Raw genomic sequence first — 22,680 nt, forward strand, 5'->3', positions numbered from 1 at the left:
CGGCTTCGACTGCCGCGGCTACGGCGTGCCCGGGGCCCAGAGGTCCTCCGGGCCCAGCTCGGCGGCCGAGTACTTGCCCAACGCGCTGACGAGCAGGCGGAGTTCGGCGGCCATGCAGTCCAGCAGGCGGATCAGGCCGCGCTCCGGGTCCTCCGCCACGGCGAGCAGAGCGGCACGGCCGAGGCCGACCGCCCGGGCGCCCAGCGCCAGGCACTTGACGGCCCGGGAACCCTCCCAGATCCGGCCCGACACCAGCAGACAGGGGACGGGGGCGGCCGCCAGCCGGCCCAGGCACGTGGCGAGCGGCAGGCCGACCTGGGCGGTGAAGGCGAGCGGCGCCCAGCCGGTACCGCCCTCGGCGCCGTCCACGGTGACGGCGTCGGCGCCGGCGCCTGCCGCCACCCGGGCCGCCTCGGCCACGTCACGGCCGGGGTGGAGCTTGACCCAGGTCCGGGCCCGCGGGAAGTTGTTGCGCATCAACCGGACCTGCTGGCGCAGGATCTCCGCGGTGAAGGTTCCGGGGCTGCTGGAGCGCAGCACGTACGGCCCGTCCAGCAGGTCCGGGTCGAGACCGTAGCGGCCGTCCAGCCGGGCGGCCTCCGTCGCGTCCAGCACGGTCATCCCGCCGAGTCCGGGCTTGGCGCCCTGGCCGGTCTTCAACTCGAAGCCGAGCCGGCCGGAGTCCAGCAGCACGCGGGCCGCCGGGTCGCTGTAGACCAGGTTCCAGACCTCGGCGTCGGCGTCCTCGGTGCTCTGCTGGACGGTCACGCCGCCGAGCCCGTCGGGCAGTTGCTCGGTGTAGGCGCGCAGCCGGCCGAGCAGCGAGCGGGAGGCGTCCTCGTCCAGCCGGCCGTATCCGTTGACCGGTACGACGTTCTCCCCGATGACCATCGGCACACCGAGCGCCCCGGCCTGGCGGCTGAGCGCCAGGCCCGGGTCGCCGCCGGCGGCGCGGGTGGAGCCCAGCGCCGACACGTACACCGGCAGTGGGGCGGCGAAGCCGCCGATCGCGGTGGCCAGGTCGACGTCCCGGTACATCGGCTCCCGGCCCAGGTCGATCAGCTTGGCCAGCCGCCGGGGCATGAAGACCGGTGGCACCAGGCGTAGTTCGTCCAGGCCGTCACCGGCGGGCGCGCCCCCCGCGCCGAGCAGTACCCGGCCGTAGGAGTCGGCGGGCGGGAAGGCGGCGGGCGCGCCGAGCCTGGCCCGGCGGCGGACCTCGGGCTCGGGGAAACCGGGGGCGGTGGCCACGGCGGGAACGGTGGCGGTGGGAGGGGCGGTGGTCGTGCCCGTCCGAGGGGCGGTGGTCGTGGTCACGGCGAGACCACTCCCGGCAGCTTCGGGAAGGCGCTGGCCTGCCAGGCCGACTCGCGGCCCGCGACGTAGCGGGTCAGCCGCTCGACGCCGATGCCGAAGCCGGCGCTCGCGGGGACGCCCGCGCGGACCAGGTCGAGGTACCAGCTGTACTTCTGCGGGTTCTCCCCGGTCTCGCGGATCCGGGTGACGATGTCGGCGTAGTCGTTGGTCCGCTCGCTGCCGCTGCACAGCTCGCCGTAGCCCTCGGGCGCGATGAGGTCGAAGTTGCGCAGGACGCCGGGCTCGGTGCGCGACTCGCGGTCGTAGAAGCCGCGGGAGCCCTTGGGGTAGTCGGTCACGAAGAACGGGCGGCTCGCCTTGCGGGACAGCAGTGCCTCGCCGGCCCAGTCGATCTCCGCGTCCGGGTTCTGGTCGTGTCCCACGGCCTGCAGTTCGGCCACCGCGTCGGTGTGGGTGGTCCGGCCGAAACCGCCGCGCAGCAGGTCGGCGAAGGCGTCCGGGTCCCGGCCCAGCACGGCGAAGTCCTCGGGCAGCGTCTCGCTGGTGCGGCGCACCATGTGGGTCACCAGGTCCTCGATCAGCTGGAGGACCTCGTCGCGCCCGGCGCCGGCCACCTCCACGTCCAGCTGGTGGAACTCGGCGAGGTGCCGGTCGGTGTGGGCGGTCTCCAGCGGCTCCAGCCGGACGTTGGGGGCGATGCAGAAGATCTTGTCGAAGGCCAGCAGCGAGGCCTGCTTGTAGAGGATGGCGCTGGTCATCAGCTTGTAGCGGTGGCCGTAGAAGTCGACGTCCACCTGCTTGGCTCCGCGCGAACCGGGGTCGGTGACCGGGCCGATCACCGGCGGCAGCAGCTCGGTGAAGCCGGCCGAGGTGAGGTGCTCGCGGGCGGCCGCGAGCAGTCCGCCCTGGATCCGCAGGGTGCTGCGGGTGGCCGGGGAGGTGAGGTGGGACCTGGTCCCGGGCAGGGGGGTACGGCCGTCGTCAGGCATGTTCGGTCTTCCCGTCGTCGGATGTGCTCGGATGGTGCTCGGATGGTGGGCGGGTGGCGGTGGGTGGCTGTGGGTGGCGGGCGGCGGTCAGCGGGTGGCGAGCGCCCGCCGGTCGTAGCTGCGCTGGACGTACGAGAGCGCGTCGACCAGCTGGGCGGAGCCGAGGACGGCACCGTGCCCGCGGACCGGTCGCCCGGGCAGCGGCAGCGCACCGGTGTCGGCCCACTGGAGCCGTCCGCCGGCGTCCAGCGCGCCGCGCGCCCGGCCCGCGTTGTCGGGGTGGAGGCAGAACGGCACGTCCAGGTAGCCGGCGGCGAAGGCCCTGACCAGGGCCCTGCCGATGTCGTCGTCGAGGTCCAGGACGGCCTCGACCAGCGCTCGCGCCTCGGCGTAGGTCACGCTGTCGACGGCCGGCACGACGGTCCCGGTGATGGTCCCGGCGGCGATCGCGGCGGCGGTCTCCAGGGCGCGGACGTTCTCCTCGACCGTGGGGATCCGGTGCGCCTCGGCGGTGGTCTTGACGATCAGCCGGGCCGCGCCGGTGCGCACCGCGAGCCCGGCCGCCTCGTCCAGCAGCAGCTGGGCGCCGCCCGGGGAGAGCGGATAGAGGCCCATGTAGGCGTAGAGCACCACGTGCCACTCGACGTCCGGGAGCAGCTCGCCGGCGAGCCGGGCCAGCGCGGTGACGGCCTCCTCGTCCTGCTGGACGTCGGTCTGCTGGGCGTAGCTGAGCGAGATGCTGCGCAGCCCGTGCTGCCGGAAGAACAGCGCCTCCAGCACGCTGATCGCGACCAGCAGCGCGGGCGGGCAGAGCTGGCCCATCATGCAGCCGCCGAAGGTCTCCAGATGGGGCGTCACCCCCGGTTGCGCCGCGTCGGCGAGCAGTCGGCAGCCCCGCTCCCAGTCGGCCACCGCGACGGCCAGCGGGGTGCGGCTGTACGGGAGGCAGTACGAGACGGGCCCGCCCTCGGTCGCGTGCAGGCCGACGGCCAGCAGCGCGGCGACGATCGGCTCGGGCCGGGCCGAGCCGTGCCGCACCTGCACCGGGAAGTCCGGTCCGACGATGCCCTCCAGCACGCCGTGGGTGACCTCGGCCGGGTGGGTCGCGATCGGGTAGCCGTTGAGCGCGGCGCCCTCCTCAAGCGCCCGGCGGGCGGCGGCCGTCTCACCGGTCCTGGTGTAGCTGTCCACGGTGATGGTGCCGACGGTGGTGGCCGCCGCCCGCTTGGTGGCGTGCAGACCGGCGCGCATCGACGCGGGCCCGGCCATGCCCATCCGGGGCTGGACGACCAGGGTGCCCGCCGCGTGCGCCCGGGCCACGAAGCCCCCGAACGAGGCCACGGCCGTCATGCCGGGACCGCCGTCGACCGCCGGGCCAGGTACTCGGTGAACCGCTCGATCGACTCGGGCCCGGTGAAGACCTCGTCGAAGCCGGCCGCCCGCAGCGCGCGGCACGCCTTCGCGTCGTCCTCCTCGGTGATGCCGAGCTTCCCACCGATCACCATGGAGGTGTCCGACAGTTCGGGCCGGGCCCGCAGCTGGGGCACCACCCGCAGGCCGTCCAGCGTGCCGTGGCCGTTGACACTGCTGAGCACGATCAGGTCCGGTGCCGCCTGCCGGCAGTACTCGACCAGCCGGTCGTCGGGGACACAGGCCCCGAGGTTGGTGACCCGGTGGCCGCGCTCCTCCAGGAACAGTTGGAGGAAGACCAGGTTCCAGGTGTGCGCGTCCGACGCCATGGTCGACACGACGATGTCCAGACCGGCGGGCGCGGCTGCTGCGAACGTCACGGGATTCTCCGTCGATCGGGGCTGGTCACGAGGCCAGCGCTGCGATGTGGGGCGGCCGCGCGGTGCGGTCGCCGGTGGCCGGGGCGGTCGCCCCCCGGTGCTCCCGGCACAGCGTGCGCAGGAGGTTGAGCACGGCGAAACGGGCACCGTCCACGGCCGGCACCAGCCGCACCAGGCCGCGCAGCAGCAGTTCCTGCACGGTGGCCCGGCAGTCCTGGAGGGGCCGGCCGCTCACCGCGGCGGCCTCCTCCACCGACCAGTCGCCCGGTTCCGCGGCCAGTAGCACCAGCAACTCCCGTTGCCGGTCGGTCAGTCGGCGGTTCGCCTCGTCCAGGGTGTCACGCAGGTCACCGCGCTCGCACAGGGTCACCGGCGGGGCGGGCAGGCTGAACGGGGTGGCGGCCAGCCGGTCCAGCAGCCGGGCGGGTGACTCCAGCAGGGTCCAGCCCGCGGCGTACTCCAGAGCCCGCGGCAGCCCGTCGAGGTACCGGCAGAGTGCGGCGACCTCGGCCCGGTCGGCAGGGTCGAGGGCCAGGCCCGGACGCAGCCGCCGCATGTGGGCCAGCAACAGCCGTACGGCGGCGGTCCCCATCGCCCGCTCGGGGTCCGGGTCGGGCCCGGGAACGGCGAGCGGCGCCAGTGGGACGACCTGTTCGCCGTCCAGCCCCAGCGGCGCCCTGGAGGTGAGCAGAACCCTCAACTCCGGGCATCGGCGGAACAGTTCGTCGAGGACGGCGGGGCCGACGGTGTCGTCGGCGCCGTCCAGGACCAGCAGGGTGGGCCGGTCCTCGATCAGGTCGGTGAGCCCGTCGAGTCCACCGTGCGCGGCGGTCGTCCCCGCCGGGCCCGCGAACGGCGCCCGGGCCGCGCCGGCCTGCGGCTCGCCGCAGGCGGCCCAGCGGACCGACCAGCGCGCCGTGTGGTGCACCCGCCATGCCACGTCCAGTGCCAGCCGGGACTTGCCGACCCCGCCGAGCCCGACCAGCGACAGCAGCCGGTCGCCGTGCCCGGTCAGTGCCTGGGTGAGCGTCTCCGACTCCGCCTCGCGGCCGATGATGGCGCCGCGCGGCGCCGGCGGGGCGGCGAGCTCCTCCACCAGGGCCCGCTGCCGGGCCGCGGCCTCGAAGAGCGAGCGGGCGCGGCCCCGCAGGCCGAGGGCGTCCGCGACCAGCCGCACGGTCTCCTGGCGCGGGCGCTGCACCCGGCCCGCCTCCATGTCACGCACGGCCCGCACGCTCAGCGAGGCGTGGTCGGCCAGGCACTGCTGGGTCAGTCCGGTCCGTTCGCGCTGGTACTTGAGCAGCCCACCGAAGCTGGACACCGGCGCTACGCCGTCCATGCCGATCCCTCCCGGTCACACCTGTGGTTGACGCGGCTGGGACCGTGGTCGGCCGCCGCAGCACAGATGTTCCGGGAGGGGAATCTACGGGCGGTCGTCGCCGCCGCGACGACCTCCCCCGGCCCCGCGATCAGGCGAATATCGACCGTATATCGCCGTCGACCAGACTCGGTGTCGAGCCGAACGGGGCAGCACGACAACACCCGGGCTCGCCCACTGCAGAACTCCTACTCGCCAGAGCGGACGGCATCCCATGAAGCAGCGTTCCCCCGAGTCCTCGATCCTGCGCAAGGCCGCGATCCTGGTCACCACGGGCTGTGCCGCCGTCCTGCTGGCCACCGCGTCCCACCCGGCCGGGCCGGCCGCCGGCAGCACCGTCTCCGTCCGGGCCGACGGCGCCACCACGGGCACCGCCACCCCTCCCCACACCGGCGGCGGCACGGGCGTCGGCACCAGCACCCCGGACTGGAACAGCACCGGCGGCTGACCGGTACGGAACGGGTCGGGAACGGGCGAGCGGCCCGGCAGGACGCTGCCGGGCCGCTCGCCCGTTCCACGGGCCCGCTCCAGGGGCCGGCTCAGGCCTCCACGAGGGCCGCGAGCTTCGCCACCAGCCGCTCCGCCTGGTCCGCCTCCGGCAGGCCGAGCTGGGCGAACACGGCCTGCCCGACCTGCGCCTGGGCCAGCCCCGCACCGGGCCGCCCGAGGTCGCCCAGCACCTGTCCGATGACCAGCAGCGCGTTCCCCCGGTCGCGTTCGATCCCCAGCTCCTCGCAGAGCGCCAGCGCCCGTTCGCCCTCGGCCAGGGCCGCGTCGAGCGAGCCCAGCACCCGCTGGGTCTCCGCCAGCCGGAACCGGGCCTGCGCCTCCCGCCCACGGATCCGGGCCGAGACGCACATGTCCAGGCACCTGGTGTAGCTGGTGACGGCCTCCGGGTACCGCCCGGCCTCGTGCAGGGCCATGCCGTGCACGTACCAGGCGTACGAGATCCCGTGCGGGTCCGCCATGGCGTGCAGGTCGACCAGCGCCTGCTCGCAGGAGGCCACCGCCTGCTCCGGCAGTCCGCTGCGCAGCCGGGCGTGGGCCGCGTTCAGCATGGTCACCAACTCACCGGAACGGTGGCCGAGTTCCCGGGCGAGCTCGATCGCCCGGTCGTAGTAGTCGACCGCGTCGGTGTACCGCTGCTGGAACTGCGCGATCAGGCCCCGGTCGTTGAGCAGCTGGCGCAGGATGACCTTGTCCCCGACCCGCCGGCAGGCGTCGGTCGCCAGCCGGGCGTGCAGTTCCGCCTCGGCGAGCTGGGTGGAGTGCAGGGCGGCGTTGCCGCACACGAAGCGGGCCCGCCCCTCCGCCTGGTCGTTGCCCTGGAGCGCCGCGGTCTCCGCCGCCATCCGCGCCACCGCGGCGAGCTGGCAGTACGCGACGTCCCCGCTGAACGGGGTGAGCGAGACCAGCAGGTCGACGGCCGTGCACAGCATCCCCGGGTCCCGGCCGAAGGCGCCCCCGGCGGCCAGCGCGACCGCGCTGGTGGCGCAGTCGAACTCGGACTGCACCCAGGCCCGCGCGTCGGCCAGCGTGCCGAAGGCCGGGCGGGGCGTGGTGCCCGCCCCGAGCACGGCGCCCACCGGGTCCCCGGGCACCATGCTCTGGAAGGCCGCGCAGGCCCCGGCGAGCAGGTGGTCGAGCAGCCGGCGCAGCGCCGCGGCACCCTCCCCGCTGCCGCGGTCGTCGTCCGCGCGGACGCTGGTGAGCTGCAGGGCGAAGGAGCGGACCAGGTCGTGGTAGCGGTACCGGCCGGGCAGCGGGGCCTCCAGCATGGCCGCGTCGACCAGCGACTCCAGCACGTCCTCGGCGTCGTACGGGTCGAGGTCGAGCACCACGGCGGCGGCTTCCAGGCCGATGCCGGCCCGGGCGACCGGGGCGAGCAGGCGGAAGGCCCGGGCCTGCGCGGGGGTGAGCTGGTGGTACCCGAGTTCGAAGGCGGCCGCCACCGCCAGGTCGCCGGCGCGCAGTTCACCGATCCGCAGCCGCTCGTCGGCGAGTCGGTCGTTGATGGACGCGATGGTCCAGCGGGGCCGGGCGGCCAGGCGGGCGGCCATGATCCGCACGGCGAGCGGGAGGTGGCCGCAGAGCGCGACCAGCTCGCCCGCGGCCTCCGGCTCGTCCAGGACGCGTCGGGGCCCGACGACCTCCCGCAGCAGTCCCAGCGCCTCGTCCGTGTCGAAGACGTCCAGGTCGAGGTGGGTACCGGCGGGAAGCCCGGCGAGTCTCGCCCGGCTGGTGACGATCACGCCGCACTCGACCGAGCCCGGCAGCAGGGGTCTCACCTGTGCGGGGTCGCGCGCGTTGTCCAGCATCAGCAGGACCCGACGGTGGCTCAGGGTACTCCGGAACAGCCGGCCCCGGTCCTCCGACCCGGCCGGGATGCCCTGCGGGGGAACACCCAGCGCGGCCAGGAAGCCGCCGAGGACGGTCCCGGGGTCGGCCGGTTCCAGGCTGTTGCCGCGCAGGTCCACGTAGAGCTGCCCGTCGGGGAAGTGCCGGACGGCCTGGTGTGCGGCCCGGACGGCCAGGGTGCTCTTGCCGATGCCGCCCATGCCGGTGATGGACGCGACCGGTACGGACACCCGGTCCGGATCGCCGAGGGCGACGGCCAGTGCCGCCACCTGGGCCGCTCTTCCGGTGAAGTCCGGTGTATCGGCAGGTAATTGCGCGGGAACGGCGAAGTCCGGGCCGGGTCGGAGCGGGGGTTCGCCGCCGCTCCCGGGCGGCGGGGTGCGCTCGGCGGACCGCCCCCGGGGTGCCGCCAGCAGCATCGGGTCGCTGGCGAGGATCCGCTCGTGCAGGGTGCCGAGCTCGGGCCCGGGGTCGATGCCCAGTTCCTCGGCCAGCACGTGCCGGGCCCGGCCGAACACGGCGAGGGCCTCGGCCTGGCGCCCGGTCGCGTAGAGCGCCCGCATCAGGAAGCCGTACGGTCTTTCCTGCATGGGGTGTTCATGGGTGAACGCGATGAGTTCCGGGATCAGCAGCTCGTGCCGACCGCCGCGCAGGTCGTGGTCGAAGCGCTCCTCCATCAGCGTCAGCCACAGCGCGGTGAGCCGGGAACGCTGCTGCTCCGCGAACGGCCCGGGCACGCCGGCGAGCGGTTCGCCCTGCCAGAGCGCGAGGGCCTCGGCGAGCAGGCGGCCGCACGCCGCCTCGTCACCGGTGTCCCGGGCCCGAACGGCACCGGTGGCCAGCGCCTCGGCGTGCACCGCGTCCACCGAGGACGGTTCGATGAGCAGTTGGTAGCCGTCCCGCAACGAGACCAGCCGCTTGGGCGTGGTGCGGTCGTCCTCCACGATCCGCCGCAACCGCCAGGCGTAGGTGCGCAGACTCGACAGCGCGGAGTCCGGCGCCGCCTCCCCCCAGATCGCACCGATCAGCTCGTGGGCGGAGACCGCCCGCCCCGAGCGAAGGAGCAACGCCCCGAGCAACGCCTGCTGCTGGGGTGCTCCGGTGGCCATACTGGCCTCGCCTCGGATGACCCGCACGCCGCCCAACACAGTGAACCGGATGTTCTCTCCCACGGATCCCCACACCCCCTCCATGGCCGGCGTCGACGGCCCCCTCCGTCACGCCTCACTAGTGATTTCGTCAAACTGAGGACTGTTTATCACACCGGATGGCGCCTTTCACCAGGTCACGGCCATTCTTTTGGAACACCCCCCACCGCGAAATCCGCGCACGTCCACCGGCGGCCAATGGCCCCCGATTCGATGCGGACCGCCCCTGCCCAGAACGGTCGGAACCGCAGGTGAAAGCCCTTGCCGGAGCGGCGGGTCCGGCGACCGCGAAGCCCCCGCACCCCCCTCCGCCGGCGCATCCCGGGCTTCCGGCGGTTTGCCAACGAGGAAAGAGGAAGCCCGGACAGGGACTTCGAGGACTTCGCAGACATTCCCGCCACCCCGGCCGAAATCCCGGGCCGCGGCCGGGTCATGGACGTCGGCATTCGTCCGCCGCGGGCGGGAATGCCACCGACGACCGGAACGGCCGCCGACCGAGGCGAACCAGCGCACGGCTGTTCCGGCATCGCCGGACGCCAGCAGGACGGCAGTCGGCTGCCGGAGCTGTGAGCCCGCTGCCGGTGAGATGTCAGCGCGGCCCCGCAACCTTGGTCGAAGAGCCTGCCGGGCACCCGCCCGGCAGGCCGTGACCGGCCAAGGAGCCATCATGACCACTGATGTCACGATCATCGGCGCCGGACTCGGCGGCCTCACCCTCGCCCGGGTCCTGCACGTCCACGGCATCGGCGCCACCGTCTACGAGGCCGACGCCTCCCCGGACGCGCGCCCGCAGGGCGGCCTGCTCGACATCCACGACCACAACGGCCGGATCGCCCTGCGCGCCGCCGGCCTCGACGACGGGTTCCGCGCCCTCGTCCTCCACGGCCGCCAGGCCATGCGCATCCTGGACCGGCACGCGAACGTGCGCTACGAACGGGGCGACGACGGCACCGGCGGACGCCCCGAGGTCCAGCGCGGCGACCTGCGCCGGCTGCTGCTCGACTCGCTGCCGCGCGACACCGTCCGCTGGGGGCACAAGGTCAGCGGCGTCCGCCCCCTGGACGCCGGCCGGCACGAGGTGAGCTTCGCCGACCACCCGTCCGTCACAACCACCGTGCTGGTCGGCGCGGACGGCGCCTGGTCCCGGGTCCGGCCGCTGCTCTCCCCAGCCGTCCCCCGGTACAGCGGCATGTCCTTCGTCGAGACCTACCTCCACGACGCGGACACCCGCCACCCCGCAGCCGCCGAACTGGTCGGCGACGGCGGGATGTTCGCCATCGACCCCGGCGAGAAACAGCTCGGGGCACACCGCGAGAAGGACGCCACCCTGCACGCCTACGCCGCACTGCGCAAGCCGCGCGCGTGGTTCGACGCCATCGACTTCAGCGACCCCGCCACGGCCACCGCCGGCATCCTGCGCGAGTTCGACGGCTGGGCCCCGGACCTCACCGCGCTGATCACGGCGAGCGACACCCCGCCGCTCTTCCGCCCCCTCTACACCCTGCCGATCCCCCACCGCTGGGAACGCGTGCCCGGCGCCACCCTGGTCGGCGACGCCGCCCACCTCTCCCCGCCCGACGGCGAGGGCGCCAACCTCGCCATGCTCGACGGGTCCGAACTCGCCCAAGCCCTCGCCGCGCACCCCGACGACCCCGACGCGGCGATCGCGGACTACGAACGCGCCATGTTCCCCCGCTCGGCCGACCACGGGCCCACCACCGGGCCCGGGACCGTCGTCGACCCCGCCCTCCAGGACGTCATCGACTTCTTCACCTACACCCCTTGCGTTTCGCCATCCGATCACCACGGCCGGGCGGTCGGGAGCTTCGGGGGCGTTCATCGAGGTTGACCCGAAAACCTGCCGGGACCATGACGCTTCCGCCCCATGCGGATGCGGAACAGCTCGCGGCGGGCGTGCGTCGCGCGGGAAGTCGGCGGGGCGACTCTGCCGGCGAAGTCGGGTGGGGTGGTTGTGGGACAGTAAGTGGCTTCTGGTTGGGGTGGGTTGGCGGTCCGTGGGGGTGGGTTGTGCTGCCTCCTGGTGGTGTGTCGGGGATTCCGGCGGATACGGAACAGGGCTGTCAGGCCGATCCGTCGAGCAGGCGGTGGAGAGCTGCGGGTGGGTGGTGCGGTGGTCCCGGCCTGCGGCGAGGTGGTTACGATCAACGGGTAATCACACCGCAGGTTTGGATGACATGACTTACCCTCAACTGGCCGATCTCCTGGCCCATGTACGCGAACACTCGCCCTTCTACCGCGACCTCTACGCCGGACTGCCCGGCGACGTCGCCGACCTCTCGGCGCTGCCGCTGATCGACCACACCGCCTACTGGGGCGCCCACGGCATCGAGCGCAGCGATCTGCTCACCGGCCCGCACCAGGACGGCATCGTCTTCAAGACCGGCGGCACCACCGGCGCACCGCGCGTCTCGGTCTACACCCGCGACGAGTGGCGTGCGATGGCCCGGCGCTTCGCCGACGGGCTGCCCGCCGCCGGGGTGCGCGCGGGCGACCGGGTGGCCAACCTGTTCTACGCCGGGGAGCTGTACTCCAGCTTCGTCTTCACCCTCAACGCCTTCCAGGAATCGCCGGTCCCGGTGGTGCAGCTGCCGATCGGTGGCGCGGCGCCGCTGGACTTCACCGTCGAGACCCTGCGCGACTTCCGTGCCACGGTGGTCTCCGCGCCGCCGACCTCGCTGTGCCGGCTGGCCCGCCGGGTGGCCGAGACGGTGGGGACGCTGCCGCAGGTCCGGCTGGCGCTGTTCGCCGGAGAGGCCTTCTACGGCGACCAGTTGGCGCTCATGGCCACCGCCTTCCCGAACGCGCGGGTCCGCTCGATCGGCTACGCCAGCGTGGACGCGGGCATCCTGGCCGGGCCGGTGGCGGACGCGCCGGACACCCGGGTGCACGAGGTGTTCAGCACCGACAAGGTGATCGAGCTGCTCGACCCCGAGACCGGCGAGCCGATCACCGAGGAGGGCCGTGCGGGCCGGGTCATCGCCACCGACCTGGTGCGTCGCCTGATGCCGGTGATCCGCTACCCGGTCGGCGACATCGCCGAGTGGGTCGACTACCCGCGACGCCGCTTCCGGCTGCTCGGCCGTTCCGAGGAGGGCGCCCGGGTCGGCGTGGTCACCGTCTACCTGGAGGACCTGCGCGCCATGGCCGCCCGGGCCGACCGGCGGGGTGCGGTCGGCGACCTGCAGGTCGTACTCCGGCACCGCGAGGCCAAGGACGAACTGCTCCTGCGGCTGGCCGGCCCGGCCCGGTCCGCCGACTTCGAGCGGGAGCTGCTCGCCGTGCTGGACGAGGCCCGGCCGATGTTCGGCGCGGAGGTCCGCCAGGGGAACATCCACCCGCTCGCCTTCGAGTGGGTCGGCCCGGACGGACTGGACGTCAACCCGCGCACGGGCAAGCTGATCCGTCTCGTCGACCAGCGCGCGAACTGACGTCCGGGCTCGCGGGAAGCCGACAGGGGCGCGGGAGACCCGCGCCCCTGTCGGAACGTCAGCTGTTGCGGGACCGCCGGTCCACGACGGCCAGCAGCTTCCCGCTCGCCGCCGTCTGCGCGAAGTCCGCGGCCGGTACGCGCTCCACGCGCAGCTCCACCAGCCGGTCCCGCTCCACCGCCGCCGCGAGATCCGGGTACCCGTCCAGGAATTCCCGGACGCCCGGCCCGTCCTGCGGCCGGCCCTCCAGCCGGACGGTCAGCGTCTCGTTGGCTGCGTCGTCCTCGTCCAGCAGGATCTGCAGCGCACCGTGGTGCTCCAGCCGTTCCTCCGCAACCTGGACGAACCGCCGGTAGTTGAGGAAGTGGCTGCCGCTGCGGAAGATGTCACCGAAGCGCCCCAGCAGTTCGAACCGCGGGGTGCGCCGACCGCACGGGCAGTTCTCGGTCAGCCAGCGCCCGAGGTCACCGATCTCGTACCGGTCCAGCCGCTGCCCGCGCCGGGTGTGCGCGGTGAACACCAGCCGCCCGGCCTCACCCGCCGGCGCGGGCCGGTCCGCCTCGCGGTCGAGGATCTCCAGCGTGTGCAGTCCGCTGAACAGGTGGTACACCCGGTCCGGCGCCTGCGGGCACTGGTAGCCGAGCGGGCCCGCGTCCACACTGCCGTACGCGCCTGCGCGCACCAGCTCGACCCCGAACTCCTCGCGCAGCCAATCACGCTGGCGTGCCGGGAAGTGCTCGCCGCCGTAGAACAGCTTGCGCACACCACGGTACTCGCGCAGCAGGTCCGCGCCCTCGGTGAAGACCCGCAGCAGGTAGTTCGGCATGCCGAACAGGGTGTCGACCCGGTGCTCGACCACCGAACGGGCGACCGCCGCGTGGTCGTCCTGCGCCATCATCGGGTACTGGACCGCCCCGAGCGTCTCAAGCACCGAGAAGAAGCTGGAGAACCCGCCGTACAGCTGCCCGCCGAAGAAGAGGTTCATCGCCCGGTCGGTCCGCGGGTCGAACCCCGCCGCCAGCAGGCCCTCCGCGCCGGACCGCATGTGCTCGTGGTAGTCGTCCCAGCTGAACGCGGAGAGCTTGGGCGCGCCGGAGCTGCCGCCGCTGCGGAAGAAGACCTCCGCACGGCTGAGGTCGGACTGCAGCCGCTCGAACTCGGTCTTGACGGTCACCGCGACCGCCGGGGGCGCGAGTTCACGCGCGCCGACCAGGTCGTCCAGGCAGGCGTCGCCGGTGAACCGGCCGTCCAGCTGGACGTCTACCCGGCGGCTGTAGCGCTGCAGCGCGTACACGCCGTCGTGCGGCTCGCCGTCGTAGCTGCCGAGCATTCCGCCGGGCACCGTCACCCGCTGGACGCCCGCCGCCAGCACGGCGCCGGCCAGCTCCGCGGTGTCGGTGCGGCTCGCGCCGATCCCGGCGGTCTGCAGGTAGCGGCGCATCGGGCGCAGCACCTCGGCGATCCGCTTGCGCGGCAGCGGCTTGACCCAGACCGTGCGGTGCAGCGGCGAGGCACGCAGCGCGCTGCGGGTGTCGGCGAGCACGTGCCAGCTCGCGTCGGGAGCGGCGTGCACCTTGGTGAGCCCGAGGTACTCCTCCAGCCGGGCCACCAGGACGGTGTTGGTGATCTCGGCGCTCTCCATCGGCTCCCGGTCGTGCGGGGCGGGTGCGCGGGCGGCGAGCACGGCGGCGAACCGCTCGGCGAAGGCGAAGAGTTCGTCCTCGTCCTCGGTGTCCAGGTACACCACCTGCGGGCTGGCGCAGGCCTGCTGTTCGAGGCGGCAGATGTCGTCGGCGATGCCGTCCAGCATCTCGGGGGCGGACCAGGCATCGGCCGTCAGATACGCGAAGGAGAGCTTCGGTCCCCAGTCGACCAGCCGGCAGCCGGCGGGTATCAGCGCGGCGATCGAGGCGATGGCCTCCTCGCCGCCCCAGGCGGCGACCGCGTCGGCGGCCGCGCACAGCCGCTGGAGCCAGTCGGTGCGCGAGGACGGGAAGCCGAGCACCACGATCTGCCGGGCGATCGCTCCGGTGGCGTCGAACTCCGCCAGGGCGGCGAGCAGTTCATGGGTGAACCGCCCCTCGCCGCTGGTCTTGACGACGTTGAGGTTGCCCGCGAGCAGGCCCTCGACCACGGTGAGTGCCCCGGCGGCAGGTGCGTTGCCCGGCGCGATGTGCACCAGGAGGCCGACCGGCAGCCAGCCCTCGAAGATCTCCCGGCGGAAGTCGAAGCGCGCCAGCCGCCCGGGGTCGATGCCGCCGAGCTCGCGGGTCAGCTTGACCTCCAGCGCCTCCCGGGACAGCGCCTCGGTCAGGTCGAGCATCGTCCGCGAGGTCTCGTCCTCGGGCACGCCCGCCTCGCGCAGCAGACCCGCCAGCCGGACGGAGTGCTCGCTCGCCGGGTCGGCCAGCGCGCCGGCCAGGCGGTCGCAGGCGGCGAGCACGGTGATCGGGCTGAGCCGCTCGGCCAGCGCGCCGGCGGCGTACTCGTCGAGGCGCTCCAGGCGGGCCGCCGCCTGCGCGTCGTCCACCCACGCGCCCTGCCAGTAGTGCTGAGTCACTTCTTCCCCTCGGTCTTGAGCAGTTCGGCGGCGGCGACGGCGCAGCTGCGGTTGCGGCTGAGCCCGGCCCGCCCGTGCACCTCGAACCAGGGAGTGGGCAGGCCGCAGCCGCACTCCTCCGGCGCGTGCTGGGTGACCAGGTCGCCCATCAGCACCGACTGGGCCGGCACCGAGGTGATGTACGGCGAGATGAACTGGGGGTAGCCGCTCTCGCCGTACGGCAGCGGCTGGAGCGTGCGCACGTCGCGGACCAGCTGACGGGCCCAGAGCGGCACGTGCAGACGGTGGTTGGGGCACTCCATGTGCAGGACGGAGTGCTCCACGGCGCCGTAACCGTCGCGGATCCGCTCGTCCGGGATGCCGAGCTGCTCGTGGATGCGCCGGTACAGCTCCGGCTTGGCGACCTGCTTGTCCGCGTTGCCCTTCCAGCCGCCGCCGAAGACCACCAGCGACTCCGGGTTCAACTGGAGCGGCGGCAGCCCGAGTTCGCGCATCCGGTCCAGCGTGAAGGAGAGGAAGGCGGGGAAGCCGAGGATCCGGACCGGCGCGCCCTCCTCGGCGAAGCGGATCAGCGCGCGGACGCAGCCGAACGGGTCGAACTCGTGGCCGCTGCCGGTGTGCTTGAGCGCGTACTCGACCGAGCGGACGGGGGCGAAGTGGCACAGGTACTCGTCGGTGAACGAGGTGCCGAGGTTCAGGCCCGGCCGGGGCTGGTAGTTGGAGAGCAGGTAGTTGACCGGTTCGTCGCCCTCGGACGAGATCCAGCCGTAGTGGTCGAAGACCCGGGCGACCATCCGCTGGCCGTTGCGCAGGGTGAAGTCGTCGAAGGCCATCTGCGACTTCTGGCCGGTGGTGCCGGACGAGGTGAGGGTCAGCAGCGTCTCCTCGCGCGGCAGTGACAGCACCTCGTGCAGCTTGAAGAAGTTGGCGTGCACGAACGGCAGCCGGTGGAGCTCCTCGACGGACTCCAGGGTGTGCCCCTCGGCCGCCCAGAGCCTGCCGAAGTAGGGCGAGCGCTCGGCGTGCCAGACGTTGATCTCGTTCATCGCCGCCGTGAACAGGGCGTCCACGTCGTCCCCGGCGCGGTACGGCTCGGCCAGGTCGGCCAACTGCTGCACGTGGGCGAGTGCTTCGGGGTCCGGTACGGAGACCGGTTGGAGGTACTTGTTCATCGGAATATCCCGTGGGTGTCGAGGTGCTGCTGCTTCCACAGCTCGATGTACTGCTCGGTGAACGGCTGGAATGCGGCGTCGATGGCCAGGCCCCGGAAGTCCAGCGGCTGCAGGATCCGGGCCAGCACGACGTAGTCGCGGAAGCCCTCGCCCTCCCGGCGCATCGCGGGGTAGGCCGCCACCGGCAGGAAGCCGTGCCCGAGCAGCCGGCGCAGCGAGTGGTAGCTGTCCAGCGGCACCAGGGCCTCGATGTACCGGGCGCCGTGCGCGGCCAGCCGGTCGGTGACGGTGTCGAGCTCCTCGCCGACCTCCGCGAGCTCGATGCCGATCAGCGTGCAGTACCCGTCGGCGGGGCTGAGGTGCGCGTACACCTCGTAGGAGCCGTCGGCGGCCGAGAGCATGACGTTCGGCTCGTGGAACGGGTAGAAGCACTCCCCCAGCCCGCCGAACCGGCGGTTCACGAAGGCCGGCGCGTCGATGAACTCCAGCTCCCGGACGACGCTCCCGCCCTTCCTCGGCCTGGGCAGCGGCTCGTCCACCAGCTCCGGTGGCTGCGCGGGCCCCGGCACGTCCGCCAGCGCCCGTACCAGCCCGCCGAGCGCGGACGGGACCTTGTGCACCGGCAGGCGCCGCTCCAGCACGCCCGCGCGGTGCCTGGCCAGCAGCACCATGGTCTCGTGCCAGGCGGCCTTGCGCAGGTTCGGCAGCACGCCGAGCGCGCGGAAGCCGGACTTCAGGCAGATGCGCTGCGGGGCGGTGGTGTCGGTTCGGGCGGTCGCGTACACGGAATCGACCGGGTGGTCGCCCGTCAGCAGCTGGTCGGCGAGCTGCTGTACGGCGAGATCGGCCGCACCGCGCCCGCGGGCGTCGGGATGGATCACCAGACCCTGCAGCTTGCCGATCCGCGCGATCGGGTCGACCGTGCCGAGGATGGACCCCAGCAGCCCGTCGCCGCCGGGCTCCCGGGCCACCAGCCAGGTGGTGTCCGGGGCCGTGATCTCACGGGCCATCACCTCGGGGTCGGTGCCGAGCGGCAGCGCGTAGCTCCGCCCGTACACCTGGCGATAGAGCGTCAGGAGACCGTCCACGTCCTCAAGACGGGCCGGGATGAATTCGAGGGCCAATTCGCCTCTCCCAAAAGGCAGCGCGAACACGGTTCATCGCGCGCGCACTACGAAAGAAACTTGAGTCGCAAGCAGGCGTGCCCGGTCCGAGCAGCCACGTTGCCGCTCCACCACAGTAACGCCACCCGTCGGTGCACCGGGCCGTCACGGTGCTAAAAGGCCGTCAGAAGCCGTGGATGCGACGAGAATCACAGGCTCGCGAAATGTGGTTGAAATTGAACCGATGAACTTCCGCTGAACGTTGTCCGGTCATTCGCCGACCGTCCGCCGCGGCTCCGCTCGCCCGTGCGGTCCTCTCGGCAACGAGCGGCTCACCAGGATCGCCGACAAGCTCCGCCTCGCGGCGCTCGGCCCGGTTCTCGGTGACGCAGGGGCGGCGGCCGTGCTGGCCGGCCTGCTGGCATCGCTACGACCTGCACGGCTCCTGGAACAAGTACGTCGGCCCGCAGGCCCCGCTCTACGACACCGGGCAGGACAACGAGCCGGCCGCGGCCGGGATCTACAACGACGTCAAGGCCGAGCCGGTGGACTTCCCCACCACCGTCGCGGACATGTGGCCGCCGGGACTGCGACGGGAAGGTGGACCAGTGGTGGCGGCTGGTGCCGCTGAGCACGGATCAGGCCACCGCGGGAAAGCCCCGGCTGGACAAGTGGGTCACCCGCGGCCCCCAGCACGGCGGTTCGTACGCCCTGGGCAGCTTCGCCGCCGGGACCGACGACTGGTGGAAGGCACCGGCCTACCTCGCCGCACCCGCCGACAGCGCCACCTCCCCCGGCACGAAGATCATCGCCGGGGACACCGACGGGGCCTGGGCCTCCACGGCGTCGTGGAACGGGTTCTACTGGCGCGCCAGGTGGTGGAACAAGGCGGCCGACGAGCCCGGCAGGAGCGACTCCTGGCAGAAGCTCGGCCCCACCCCGTGACCGCCGGGAACCCCTGGATGATCGATGCCAAGGGGTAGCTGGCGCGCATCACATGAAGCGAGGGAGTCCGAAGATCGGTTGTGACGCCTGATCTGGACTCCCTCGCGACGCGCTCTGCGTGAAGACCGACGATCCGCGCCCACTTGCGGCACCTGTTCCCGTACGTGCCCGGGCAGTACGGCTACCACCGGCGCCTGCGCAAGGCCGCTGACCTGGTTGCCCGCGTCAACCGGCTGCCGGCCGCCGACACCAGCCTGCGGGGCCGGCCGGCGCGCCCATCAGCGGAGCAGGGATCAGAGTCGCTCACCCTCTTGGCAGGTGCAATTTCACATTGCTATGTTACGCACCACTCGAAGGTGAGCGGCCCCCAACCCGACCGCCCCGAGCCTCCCCCGGCAGTCCCGGGCCGGAAACCCACCGCGCTGCCGCCTCACACCGCCCTGCCACTTCCCCCTCCAGGAGAACCGGTGTCAACTTCCCGCGTCGCCAGGCGAGTCGTGCTAGCCGCCGCGATGGCAGCCACCCTCACGCTGCCCACCCTGCAGAGCGCGCAGGCCGTCACCGCGGCTGCCGCCACTCCGCAGCGCCCCCACACCGCGCCCGCCCAGGCCACGCCGCCCACGAGCGACCCCGACCAGCGCACCGCCTACGACGACGCCGACCAGCTCGGCGCCGCCAGCGCCAAGCCCGGCGCCCCTGCCCCGGCCCCCGGCGGCGGCTCGCTCGGCAGCACCCTGCTCCCCGGCCTGCTGCCCGACCACGTCGGTGCGCCCGCACCCACCGCCGACCAGGTGACCGCCACCCCCGGCAGCACCGCACCCAGCACCCGCGCCGGCGTGCCCTGTACCGTCGACGGCTTCACCGGCCTGACCGCCGACCAGCTCGTCACCTTCCTCACCGACCCGGCCGTCACCGCGGACGGCTGCCTGCGCACGGTGATCTGGACCTGGGACGCCCGCTTCGCCACCACCATGGACAATGCGCACGTCCAGGCGGTCGCGAACAAGATCGTCCAGCTGTCCGCCACCGACGACGGCACCGGCGCCTCGCACCTCTACGAGCTGTGGACGTACCTGCACGCCACCGTCTACCACGGCTTCGGCCACCACGAGTTGAACGTCGGCGACCTCGCAACCCTCGCCGCGATCCAGCAGGCCGTCACGGTGTACGCGGGCAGCGCGCACTCCTTCGACGGCACCGACCTGGCCGCCGACATCCTGCGCGAGACCGCCATCACGGCCGGCGCGGACGGCCTGCGCCAGCAGAACCTCGGCCTGGTCAAGCGCCTCCTCGCCACCCTGGCCCCCGGCACCGCCCTCGCCGACAACACCCATTGGGGCAATGCCGTCCTGCAGGCGCTCAACCTCAACTACCTCGGCATCTACAACCAGGACCCGGCCTTCCTCGCCGCCGTCTCCGCCGACGCCGACTACCGCGCCGCCTTCCGCGCGTACGCCTCCTGGGGCCACCTCAAGGGCACCAGGAACGCCTGGGCCGCTCGCGACGCGGTCGGCGAGGCCGGCCGCTTCGGCCAGATCCCGGCCCTGCACGACGCCACCGTGGCCGGCCTCGGCCCGCTGATCGCCGCCACCAAGGCCGCCTTCGGCGAGTGGTCCGACCCGTGGTCCAAGGCCATCGGCTGGGCCAACACCTACGGCGTCTGCCAGCAGTACGGCGTGTGCATCTCCGACCTGGAGGCCCGGCTCTTCCCGAACACGTACACCTACGACAACGGAGCCATCGAGGTCCACACCGCCCTCGACAAGGCGACCGTCGACCAGATGTACTACGCCAGCAAGCAGGTGAAGAGCCAGTACTTCCGCGTCCTCGGCACCGACCAGCCGCTGCCCGGCGACGTCAACACCACCCTGCACATCCACCTGTACGCCTCGCGCGCCGACTACGAGGTCTACCACCCGATCCTCACCGGCTACAGCACCAACAACGGCGGCATCTACATCGAGCGCGGCTCCACGTTCTACACCTACCAGCGCCGCGTCCCGCAGGACTCCACGCTCACCCTCGAAGAGCTCTTCCGCCACGAGTACGTGCACTACCTCAACGGCCGCTGGGCAGTGCCCGGTTACTTCGGCGACGAGCGCTGGTACGCCAACAGCAAGACCACCGCGATGGACGAGGGAACCGCCGAGTTCTTCGACGGCTCCACCCGCGACCAGGGCATCCTGGTGCGCAAGTCGCTGGTCCGCAAGCTCGCCTCGGACGAGAAGTCCGGCATCCCCCGGATGACCATCGCCCAGATCCTGCACGCCAGTTACACCGACACCCCGGCGTTCCACTTCTACAACTACGCCGGCACCTTCTTCGAGTTCCTGTGGCAGCAGCACCCTTCGGTGCTCCGCGAGATGTACGGCTACCAGCGCGCCGACGACCCGGCCGGCTTCGACGCCTGGCGCGAGCGGATGGGCACCGACACCGCCCTGCAGGCCGAGTACTACGCCTTCCTGGACACCCAGATCAAGAACGTCGACAACCTGTACGTCCCGTCGACCTCGTACATCGCCAACGGCTCGCTCGACCTCGCCTGGGCAACCGACGTCCAGAGCGCGATCGCCAAGGCCACCAGCAACACGCCGAACTGCAAGGACAACGGCGACTGGGCCAACAAGCCGATGCGCTTCATCTGCACCGGCAGGATCACCGCCAACCTCTCCGACTCCGCCAACCCGGACAAGGTCTTCAAGGACATGTCCGACACCGTCGACTACTTCATCCTCACCCGCACCAAGGACGTCGCCGGGGCCAACAACCTCAACGACATGAACTGCACCTTCGGCAAGGTCGACATCTGGACCAATGGCAAGGCCGGCACCACCGACTACACCTGCGAGGGCCCGCTGCGCCGATAGCCGCAACCCCCGGGCGCGGTACGGACGGTGGGATCCGTGCCGCGCCCCGACCCGGGGGATCGCCAGGGGCCGGGGCGATCACGCTCGGTCCGATTCGCCGGTCCCGCTCTCGACGCTCCGTCCGACCTCCACCCCCGCTGCCGGGACCAGCGCCTCGATCGCTGCCTGGACGACCACCTCCTACGCCGGTGCGGTGCTCTGCTACGGTGGACGGCGGACGTACGAAAGTCACGGTCCGGTAGGTAGTCCGGATGGCGGTTGCCCGTTCGTACGGTGCCCGAGGCGGCACATCCTGTGCGTCCCTTTTCGCTCCATGACCGAGAAGGGACACAGCTGTGTCAGCTCTGCATGTCATCATCGCCGGAGGCGGCCTCGGCGGCCTGGCCCTCGGGCAAGGGCTCCGGCAGGCGGGGATCAGCGTCGCCGTCCACGAGAAGGACCCCGGCCCCGAGTTCCGCAACCAGGGCTACCGCATCCGCATCAACGCCGACGGCATCACCGCGCTCAAAGCGCTACTGACGCCGCAGGCGTTCGAGCTGTTCGCCGCCACCGCCGGAACACCCCGCGCGCGGATGGACTCCTTCGACCACCGGCTGAACCTGCTGCACGCGCAGGAGCTGCCGCTGGACGCCGCTCTCCCCGGGGGCGGGCACCTGGCGGTCAACCGCCGCACACTGCGTCAGATCCTGCTGGCCGGGCTGGAAGAGTCCGTGCACTACGGCTCGGCGCTCACCCGCTACGAAACCCACCCCTCGGGCACCGTGACCGCGCACTTCGCGGACGGCACCACCGCCACGGGCGACGTCCTGGTCGGCGCCGACGGCGTCAACTCCGCGACCCGCAGGCAACGCCTGCCGGAGGCCCGGGTCGTCGACGCCGGACTGCGGCTGCTCTACGGCAAGGTGCCCCTGGCCGACACCGCCACCCGAGCGGTGGTCCCCTCCGAGGTGCTGGGTCTGTGGACCACCGTCCTCGGCCCGGAGCGCCGCTTCCTCGGGCTCGCCCCGGTGCAGTACCGCGAGCCGCAGCATGAGGCGACCGCCAGGCTGGCGCCCGAGATCGCACTCAGCGCGGACGGCGACTACCTCGCCTGCGTCTTCGGCGCCCGCCGGGAGCAACTGCCCTGCACTGACGAGCAGTTGTTCGGCATGAGCGGAGGCAGGCTCCAGGCGATGACCCTGGCGCTACTGGAGGGCTGGCACCCCCGGATGACCGAGATCGTCTCCCGTCAGGACCCGGCCTCGATCTTCCCGGTCGCGGTCCGCACCAGCGTGCCCGTCGCGGCATGGGAGCCGGACACGGTCACGCTGCTGGGCGACGCCGTCCACGTCATGAGCCCCGCCATCGGCGTCGGCGCCAACACCGCCCTGCGTGACGCGCGCGTCCTCACCTCCCGCCTCGTCGAGGCCGCCGACGGCCGTCCGCTCACGGCCGCCCTGCACGCGTACGAGGACGAGATGCGCGGCTACGGCTTCGGCGCCGTCCGCGAATCGGCCGACCGCGGTCACCGCCTGGTCGGCCAGGACCCGCTGCCGGCAGCGCAGTTGTAGTCGGCGGCGACACCCTCCCGCGGTGCCGTCGCCGTGCTCCCCGGCGACGGCACC

At 72.8% G+C, this 22,680-nt stretch carries 15 protein-coding genes and 1 pseudogene; 7 read left to right on the forward strand and 9 right to left on the reverse strand.

Going from position 1 to position 22,680, the window contains the following annotated elements:
* Positions 1–18 precede the first annotated feature (18 nt).
* The 5 genes from ABTY61_RS34810 to ABTY61_RS34830 all read right to left on the reverse strand — a co-directional run bounded on the left by ABTY61_RS34810 (position 19) and on the right by ABTY61_RS34830 (position 5,435).
* Positions 19–1,251 carry a glutamate synthase-related protein gene (locus ABTY61_RS34810; protein ID WP_350509208.1) on the reverse strand — a complete coding sequence of 411 codons (1,233 nt, stop codon included), beginning with the start codon at positions 1,249–1,251 and terminating at the stop codon, positions 19–21.
* 62 nt (positions 1,252–1,313) lie between these two features.
* The gene (locus ABTY61_RS34815; RefSeq protein WP_350509171.1) at positions 1,314–2,306 is read right to left on the reverse strand and encodes an asparagine synthetase A; all 993 of its coding nucleotides are present in this window, start codon (positions 2,304–2,306) and stop codon (positions 1,314–1,316) included.
* An 87-nt stretch (positions 2,307–2,393) separates the two neighbouring features.
* Complete coding sequence (locus ABTY61_RS34820; protein WP_350509172.1) at positions 2,394–3,656, reverse strand: methylaspartate mutase; 1,263 nt, start codon at positions 3,654–3,656, stop codon at positions 2,394–2,396.
* Positions 3,653–4,096 carry a cobalamin B12-binding domain-containing protein gene (locus ABTY61_RS34825; RefSeq protein ID WP_350509173.1) on the reverse strand — a complete coding sequence of 148 codons (444 nt, stop codon included), beginning with the start codon at positions 4,094–4,096 and terminating at the stop codon, positions 3,653–3,655. The genes ABTY61_RS34820 and ABTY61_RS34825 overlap by 4 nt, the downstream gene beginning before the upstream one ends.
* A gap of 25 nt (positions 4,097–4,121) precedes the next feature.
* Positions 4,122–5,435: a helix-turn-helix domain-containing protein gene (locus tag ABTY61_RS34830; protein ID WP_350509174.1), complete on the reverse strand. Its 1,314-nt coding sequence runs from the start codon at positions 5,433–5,435 to the stop codon at positions 4,122–4,124.
* 253 nt (positions 5,436–5,688) lie between these two features.
* Between ABTY61_RS34830 and ABTY61_RS34835 the strand changes: the two genes are divergently transcribed.
* Complete coding sequence (locus ABTY61_RS34835; RefSeq protein ID WP_350509175.1) at positions 5,689–5,922, forward strand: hypothetical protein; 234 nt, start codon at positions 5,689–5,691, stop codon at positions 5,920–5,922.
* Positions 5,923–6,013: 91 nt separating this feature from the next.
* Here the strand turns inward: ABTY61_RS34835 and ABTY61_RS34840 are convergent, their stop codons facing one another.
* The gene (locus ABTY61_RS34840) at positions 6,014–8,941 is read right to left on the reverse strand and encodes an AfsR/SARP family transcriptional regulator (RefSeq protein WP_350509176.1); all 2,928 of its coding nucleotides are present in this window, start codon (positions 8,939–8,941) and stop codon (positions 6,014–6,016) included.
* Positions 8,942–9,647: 706 nt separating this feature from the next.
* Between ABTY61_RS34840 and ABTY61_RS34845 the strand changes: the two genes are divergently transcribed.
* Positions 9,648–10,829 (forward strand): FAD-dependent oxidoreductase, encoded by a 1,182-nt coding sequence (locus ABTY61_RS34845; RefSeq protein WP_350509177.1) that lies wholly within the window; start codon positions 9,648–9,650, stop codon positions 10,827–10,829.
* Positions 10,830–11,175: 346 nt separating this feature from the next.
* Complete coding sequence (locus ABTY61_RS34850; protein ID WP_350509178.1) at positions 11,176–12,429, forward strand: phenylacetate--CoA ligase family protein; 1,254 nt, start codon at positions 11,176–11,178, stop codon at positions 12,427–12,429.
* A gap of 58 nt (positions 12,430–12,487) precedes the next feature.
* Here the strand turns inward: ABTY61_RS34850 and ABTY61_RS34855 are convergent, their stop codons facing one another.
* From ABTY61_RS34855 to ABTY61_RS34865, 3 genes are read right to left on the reverse strand one after another with little or no spacing between them, the layout of a single operon-like run.
* The gene (locus ABTY61_RS34855) at positions 12,488–14,989 is read right to left on the reverse strand and encodes an acyl-CoA reductase (protein ID WP_350509179.1); all 2,502 of its coding nucleotides are present in this window, start codon (positions 14,987–14,989) and stop codon (positions 12,488–12,490) included.
* Complete coding sequence (locus ABTY61_RS34860; protein WP_350509180.1) at positions 14,986–16,161, reverse strand: LuxE/PaaK family acyltransferase; 1,176 nt, start codon at positions 16,159–16,161, stop codon at positions 14,986–14,988. The genes ABTY61_RS34855 and ABTY61_RS34860 overlap by 4 nt, the downstream gene beginning before the upstream one ends.
* Positions 16,158–17,285, reverse strand: a complete 1,128-nt coding sequence (locus tag ABTY61_RS34865) for a GNAT family N-acetyltransferase (RefSeq protein ID WP_350509181.1) — start codon at positions 17,283–17,285, stop codon at positions 16,158–16,160. Before ABTY61_RS34865 ends, ABTY61_RS34860 begins: the two co-directional genes overlap by 4 nt.
* Positions 17,286–17,885: 600 nt before the next feature.
* Here ABTY61_RS34865 and ABTY61_RS34870 point away from each other — a divergent pair.
* The 4 genes and pseudogenes from ABTY61_RS34870 to ABTY61_RS34880 all read left to right on the forward strand — a co-directional run bounded on the left by ABTY61_RS34870 (position 17,886) and on the right by ABTY61_RS34880 (position 22,626).
* Positions 17,886–18,209, forward strand: a complete 324-nt coding sequence (locus ABTY61_RS34870) for a hypothetical protein (protein ID WP_350509182.1) — start codon at positions 17,886–17,888, stop codon at positions 18,207–18,209.
* Between the two features lie 137 nt (positions 18,210–18,346).
* A pseudogene (locus ABTY61_RS42070) lies at positions 18,347–18,466 on the forward strand (IS982 family transposase); the annotation flags it as partial.
* A 210-nt stretch (positions 18,467–18,676) separates the two neighbouring features.
* A complete protein-coding gene (locus ABTY61_RS34875) occupies positions 18,677–21,076 on the forward strand; it encodes a collagenase (RefSeq protein WP_350509183.1) in 2,400 nt (799 codons plus the stop codon).
* A gap of 335 nt (positions 21,077–21,411) precedes the next feature.
* Positions 21,412–22,626 carry an FAD-dependent oxidoreductase gene (locus ABTY61_RS34880; RefSeq protein WP_350509184.1) on the forward strand — a complete coding sequence of 405 codons (1,215 nt, stop codon included), beginning with the start codon at positions 21,412–21,414 and terminating at the stop codon, positions 22,624–22,626.
* Positions 22,627–22,680: the final 54 nt, after the last annotated feature.

The sequence above is a fragment of the Kitasatospora sp. NPDC096128 genome (genome assembly GCF_040303105.1).
Taxonomy (GTDB): Bacteria; Actinomycetota; Actinomycetes; order Streptomycetales; family Streptomycetaceae; genus Kitasatospora.

Excerpts from the sequence above, each read along its gene's own strand:
- ABTY61_RS34815 (WP_350509171.1), bottom strand. The coding sequence starts at position 2,306 with ATGCCTGACGACGGCCGTACCCCCCTGCCCGGGACCAGGTCCCACCTC.
- ABTY61_RS34845 (WP_350509177.1), top strand. The coding sequence starts at position 9,648 with ATGACCACTGATGTCACGATCATCGGCGCCGGACTCGGCGGCCTCACC.
- ABTY61_RS34835 (WP_350509175.1), top strand. The coding sequence starts at position 5,689 with ATGAAGCAGCGTTCCCCCGAGTCCTCGATCCTGCGCAAGGCCGCGATC.
- ABTY61_RS34850 (WP_350509178.1), top strand. The coding sequence starts at position 11,176 with ATGACTTACCCTCAACTGGCCGATCTCCTGGCCCATGTACGCGAACAC.
- ABTY61_RS34830 (WP_350509174.1), bottom strand. The coding sequence starts at position 5,435 with ATGGACGGCGTAGCGCCGGTGTCCAGCTTCGGTGGGCTGCTCAAGTAC.
- ABTY61_RS34840 (WP_350509176.1), bottom strand. The coding sequence starts at position 8,941 with ATGGCCACCGGAGCACCCCAGCAGCAGGCGTTGCTCGGGGCGTTGCTC.
- ABTY61_RS34860 (WP_350509180.1), bottom strand. The coding sequence starts at position 16,161 with ATGAACAAGTACCTCCAACCGGTCTCCGTACCGGACCCCGAAGCACTC.
- ABTY61_RS34820 (WP_350509172.1), bottom strand. The coding sequence starts at position 3,656 with ATGACGGCCGTGGCCTCGTTCGGGGGCTTCGTGGCCCGGGCGCACGCG.